The organism is Nocardia sp. NRRL S-836 (assembly GCF_001279525.1).
GTDB lineage: Bacteria > Actinomycetota > Actinomycetes > Mycobacteriales > Pseudonocardiaceae > Lentzea.
In genome coordinates this window covers 72,277-76,917 of the sequence record NZ_LGDY01000097.1, presented here as the reverse complement: position 1 = coordinate 76,917, position 4,641 = coordinate 72,277, and the positions used below count along the sequence as shown (strand labels likewise).

Here is a 4,641-nt window from a genome sequence, read left to right as displayed (position 1 = left end):
GCGTGTGGCGCGGTCCGACGCGGTGACGGCCGAGTCGGGACCGCGGGGAGTTCGATCCGGCGCGTTCAGGCACTCTTTGCTTCACTTGGGGTTCTGAACCGCGTCGTCGCACTACTTCGTGCTCCTCCGCCGTGCGCGAATGCTCCGGGAACAGGGCGTCGGCACACCGGCGACGCGAACGTGAGGACGAGGATGGCCAACACGACCGACACCACCGAGGACACCCAGGACAGCGGGCCGCTCGAGAACTGGTTCCTGCTCATGGACCCGGCGTGGGCTCCGTCCGAGGAGGACGCACTGCCGCCGGTCGAGGCCGTCGTCGGGCTGTGGCCGGTGGAGGGCGACGGCCGCGTCGGCCGGTTCCGGGCCAACCCGGACTACGTGCCCGCCGACGAGCACTCGCCGACGGACCCGCTGGACGCCGTGCTGAGGCTGGTCCTGCACGGCGGTGCGGAGGCGGAGCACATCCAGCTGATGCTGCGCGACTGCTTGTTCGACATCGCGATGAACGGGGACGGCAAGCCGCTGGTCGTGCAGTCGCCGGACGACATCGCCTGCGTCGTCGTGGCGACCGCGGAGCCGCACCGCAGGAGGGTCAGCTCACCGCAATGGCGGCGCATCGACCTCGACGAGCTCGTGATGACGCTGGCCGACGGCGTGGACGTGCTGTTCAACCCCGGAGGTCCCGCCTCCGTCCGGCTCACCGGCGACTTCATGCGCGAGACCTTCATGATGAGCGACGACGACGCGTCCGCCGCGTACGACAGGTACCGGAAGGAGTCCGGCGCGCTACTCGTCCCCTGGGAACCGAGGCAGGACGAGACTCCGGCCGCACCGCAGTTCAGCACGGAAACGGAGGCACCGCCCGCCCCGGAGGCGGAACGGCCGTGACCGCGGTGCGGGAGAACTGGTTCCTGCTCGTCGATCCCGTGTGGGTGCGGGAGAACGACGGCGAGGTTCCGCCGATCCAGAGCGTGCTGGGCGGCTGGCTGCTCGACGACGGCAGGCCCATCCGGTTCCTCGGCAACCCCGGCTACGTGCCCAGCCGTCCCGACTCGCCGTCCGACCTGGTGGACGCCGCCCTCGTGCTCTTGCTCGACGGCCGGCTCGACGCCCGGCAGTTCCAGCTGCTCCTGCGCGAGTCCACCTGCGAGATCGCGCTGAACGCCTATGGCCGCCCGCTGGTCGCGTGGTCGCCGGACGAGGTTCGGTGCGTCGTGGCCGCCACGTCCGCCGTGCACCGGCGCACCCGCGCGGCCGGGTGGCTGCCGGTCGCCTTCCGGGAGCTGGTCGAGCACCTGGGCGACGACCTGGACGTGCTGGTGAACCCCGGCGGGGTCAGGTCGGTCCGGCTCGTCGGCGAGTTCGTCCGCGCCGCGGCCCTCCTGGACGACCGGGAAGCGGCCGAGGTGTGCGCGACGCTGCGCGACAGCGGGGTCGGCGTGCTCACCGAGACCTTGCCGATCGCGGAAGGCCGACCGTCCTCTTAGGATGGACGGGAGGGCTCCTGGGGCAGCGGTTCCGGTCCGGGGTCAGCCGTGGCCCGCGTGGGATCGGTCTGCGCAGGATCGGCTTGCGGGTCGTCCGGCGGGCCTCTGCGCTCCGCGGCGCAGCGCCGGAGCGACCGGGGGTCGATTCCGCTGGGCGGCGGGGTGTCTCCGTCCACGAGCGAGCCTTTCCGCTTGGCGTGCCGTCCGCCGGCGCACCCGGCTTCCGCCACGGGCTTGCGGCGGAGCGCGATCTTCAGTGCAGGTTTCGAAGGGTGGAAAGGCCGATCGCGTCCTTCAGTCTCGTTTGGGCCTTCGCCACCGGTTAACTTGATCTCTCCGCACCCCGGAAGACCTGGTCCGCTCACGTGGTGGACGCGGAGAGGCCGAGATCACGCGCTGCGAGGAGACGAAGCGGTGAACCGTTGGGACCGATGTGGCGACGAAGGCATGATCGGTGTGCTGTCCGAGGACGAGGTCGAATCGCTGCGGTCCTACTCGGACGGCCTCGTCCTGCTCGCGGAGCGGTGGCTGGCCGGGTGCCGGTGGGTGGACGGCGGCACCCCCGGATCGGGCCGGCTGTTCGCCGACGAACCGGTGAACGACGAGCGCATCGCCGCGATCGTGCGCGAGCACGTTCCCGCCGGTGCCGCCGACTGGGAGATCTCGTGGTGGGCGCCGGTGTACCTGCCGGAGACCGCTGCGGCGGCGCGGCGAGTGCTCGGCACGCTGCCGCCGTCCGGAACCGCGGTGCTGCTCGAGACCGCCCGGGACGTCGACGCCTGGTGCCGCGTGATCGGCGACGTGCTCGCCGCTCTCCACCCGCGCGACGACTGCTGCGACGCCGAGTACGGGCCCACGAGCGCCCAGACGTGGCTGGAGTCGTTGCTGGGACCCCTCCTGGTCGGAGCCACGGCGTTGTGACCCCCGCGGACGGTGCGAGACCGTCCGCGGCACGGGACCAGGCGGGGCGGGGTCTCAGCTGAGACCGTCTCAGATCAGACCGTGGCGCAAGGCGTAGGCGACCGCGTGGGCGCGGTTGCGCAGGTTGAGCCTGCTCAGCAGGTTGTGCAGGACGTTCTTGACCGTGCGCTCGGAGTAGATGAGCCGCTCGGCGATCTCGGCGGTGTCGAGCCCGTCCGCGAGGAGCCTGATCACCTCGGTCTCGCGCAGGGACAGACCCGCGAGGGTGAGGTCGCGCGGCCCGAGCGTCGTCTCCTGCAGCTGCTTGAGCCCGCGCAGGACGCTGCCCAGCTGCTCGGCGGGCAGGTCACCCCGGCCCTCGCGTGCGTCGGCGATGGCGCGCAGCAGCCGCGTCCTGGTCGTGGCCTCCGCACGCGGCACCAGCACGACCAGCCCGTGTTCGATGGCCGTCCACAGCTCCGCCTGGCGGAGCTCGTCCGCGATGAGGACCAGACGGGACGTGCCGGGCTGCAGCACCTCGTGCAGGCAGGCGTCCGCCACGGCCACGGTGACGTCGGCCTGCTGCGGTTCCGTGACGATCTCGATGCCGGGTGTCGGCCGCAGCATCGCGAGCAGGCCCGATGCGATCAGCGGGTCCGACGCGTGAACCAAGACCCGGATGGTCGTGCGGCTTGCGTGCCCTGCGGCCAGGGGGCGCCGGCCGTCCGGCCAGGCGGTCTGCGAAGTCATGCTCTCAGGAGACCGTGCGAGCCTCGCGGAAGGCCAGTCAGAACGGGGGGCAGGTTTGCGAAACGACAAAGCTGCCTGTCTGCCGCCGGTACACCGCACCTGCCCGAATGCGTCTGCCGGATGTCCGAATCTACACCGGTGCCGCGAGGTCCGAACGCGGCTGTTCGGACCCATTCCACTTGCGGCGACCGGCGAGAAGACGAGCTGTCCCGGCGGTGGCGGCCACGCGGTGGACGGAGCCGTCCGGCAGCGGGCTGCCCGGTCACGCCCAGGGAATCTGTTCGTTTCGCCTGTGCGGCGCCTTCCGCGTCGAACTCTGCCCGTTCGCGGAACGTGTCTCAATCGGTTCCGCGACATCGGGTGCGTTAGGGCACCATGCGGTTCCTTTCAGGTTCGGAACGGGGTCGTTCGGGTCAGACACTGCGCTTTTGACCGTTTACTGCTGATGTCGGGTCACGGCGAGCAGGCCGAGGGAGGCGTGCGGTGTCCTATCCGCAGTCCGAACAGATCGAGCAGCTGAAGAGCCAGTACCAGCAGCAGTTCGCCCAGCTGCGCGAGACGCAGCAGCGGCTCAGCGAGTTGTCGTGCACGGTCAGCGCTCCCCGGCGGGTCGTGGCGGTGACCGTCGGGCACGGCGGCGTGGTGAAGGACGTGAAGTTCCCGAGCGGCGCCTACAAGCGCATGACGCCGGCAGAGCTGGAAGCCGCCGTCCTGAAGACCATCATGGACGCCCAGCAGCAGGTGGCGGACGAGGCCGCCGACGTGATCGCGCCGACGCTCCCTCCCGGAGTCGACGCCCGCAAGCTCTTCTCCGGTGACGTGGACCTGCAGTCGCTGCTGCCCGCCGAACCCGAGCTGCGCCCCACCACCCGTGACGTCATGAACATCAGGGACTGAATGCGATGATCAAGCCAGATGGCCCGGGCGAGGACGTTCCCGGCGGCGACGAGCACAAGAGCGGCCCGGCCCCCATGATGAACTTCGGCCTCGGCTCGGGGCGGGTCTCGATCGACACCGACGCGCTGATGAAGGCCGCGGCGCTCTTCCAGTCGGCGAGCTCCCGGTTCTACCACTACATGACCGGCAACCAGGAGCTCGCCTCCTACGCGCCGTTGAACTCCCCTGAGGGCGACGACAGCTGGAGCACGTTCGCACCCAAGTACTACAAGCGCGGGGCGGAGTACCTGGGCGGTATCGGCGCCCTGGCGAAGGGCATCGACATGCTCGGCCAAAGCGTGAAGCAGTTCGCGGCCTACTGCGTGGCCACGGAGGAGAACAACACCCACGTCGCCAAGAACGCGCTGAACCTCAACGGCGCGCCTGAACCCGGCAACATCCCCGGCCAGTGGCCGGAGGACGACAGCGAGCACCACGGCCGCCGCTGAACCCCGCCGCTGCGACGATCTCGCGAGCAACGCCGCAGGTCGTTGAACAGCGCGCACACCTGTTGAGGAACTTCGTGAACCCCGCCACCGGAGTCGTGCGGGCCCGCGGTCGTGCT

Annotated in this window: 6 protein-coding genes; 5 read left to right on the top strand and 1 reads right to left on the bottom strand. The window is 70.4% G+C overall.

Annotation, left to right across the window (positions count from 1 at the left end):
• Positions 1 to 192: 192 nt before the first annotated feature.
• From ADL03_RS18935 to ADL03_RS18925, 3 genes are all read left to right on the top strand, one after another.
• The gene (locus tag ADL03_RS18935) at positions 193 to 891 is read left to right on the top strand and encodes a type VII secretion system-associated protein (RefSeq protein WP_053734815.1); all 699 of its coding nucleotides are present in this window, start codon (positions 193 to 195) and stop codon (positions 889 to 891) included.
• Positions 888 to 1,490: a type VII secretion system-associated protein gene (locus ADL03_RS18930; RefSeq protein ID WP_053734814.1), complete on the top strand. Its 603-nt coding sequence runs from the start codon at positions 888 to 890 to the stop codon at positions 1,488 to 1,490. The genes ADL03_RS18935 and ADL03_RS18930 overlap by 4 nt, the downstream gene beginning before the upstream one ends.
• A gap of 414 nt (positions 1,491 to 1,904) precedes the next feature.
• On the top strand, positions 1,905 to 2,411 hold the full coding sequence (locus tag ADL03_RS18925; protein ID WP_157528934.1) for a hypothetical protein: 507 nt from the start codon (positions 1,905 to 1,907) through the stop codon (positions 2,409 to 2,411).
• Between the two features lie 69 nt (positions 2,412 to 2,480).
• Here ADL03_RS18925 and ADL03_RS18920 read toward each other — a convergent pair whose 3' ends face one another.
• The gene (locus ADL03_RS18920) at positions 2,481 to 3,062 is read right to left on the bottom strand and encodes a response regulator transcription factor (protein ID WP_197288451.1); all 582 of its coding nucleotides are present in this window, start codon (positions 3,060 to 3,062) and stop codon (positions 2,481 to 2,483) included.
• A 561-nt stretch (positions 3,063 to 3,623) separates the two neighbouring features.
• Here ADL03_RS18920 and ADL03_RS18915 point away from each other — a divergent pair.
• Both ADL03_RS18915 and ADL03_RS18910 read left to right on the top strand, forming a co-directional pair.
• Positions 3,624 to 4,037 carry a YbaB/EbfC family nucleoid-associated protein gene (locus ADL03_RS18915; protein ID WP_053734812.1) on the top strand — a complete coding sequence of 138 codons (414 nt, stop codon included), beginning with the start codon at positions 3,624 to 3,626 and terminating at the stop codon, positions 4,035 to 4,037.
• A gap of 5 nt (positions 4,038 to 4,042) precedes the next feature.
• On the top strand, positions 4,043 to 4,525 hold the full coding sequence (locus ADL03_RS18910; protein ID WP_053734811.1) for a hypothetical protein: 483 nt from the start codon (positions 4,043 to 4,045) through the stop codon (positions 4,523 to 4,525).
• The last annotated feature ends 116 nt before the right edge of the window (positions 4,526 to 4,641 follow it).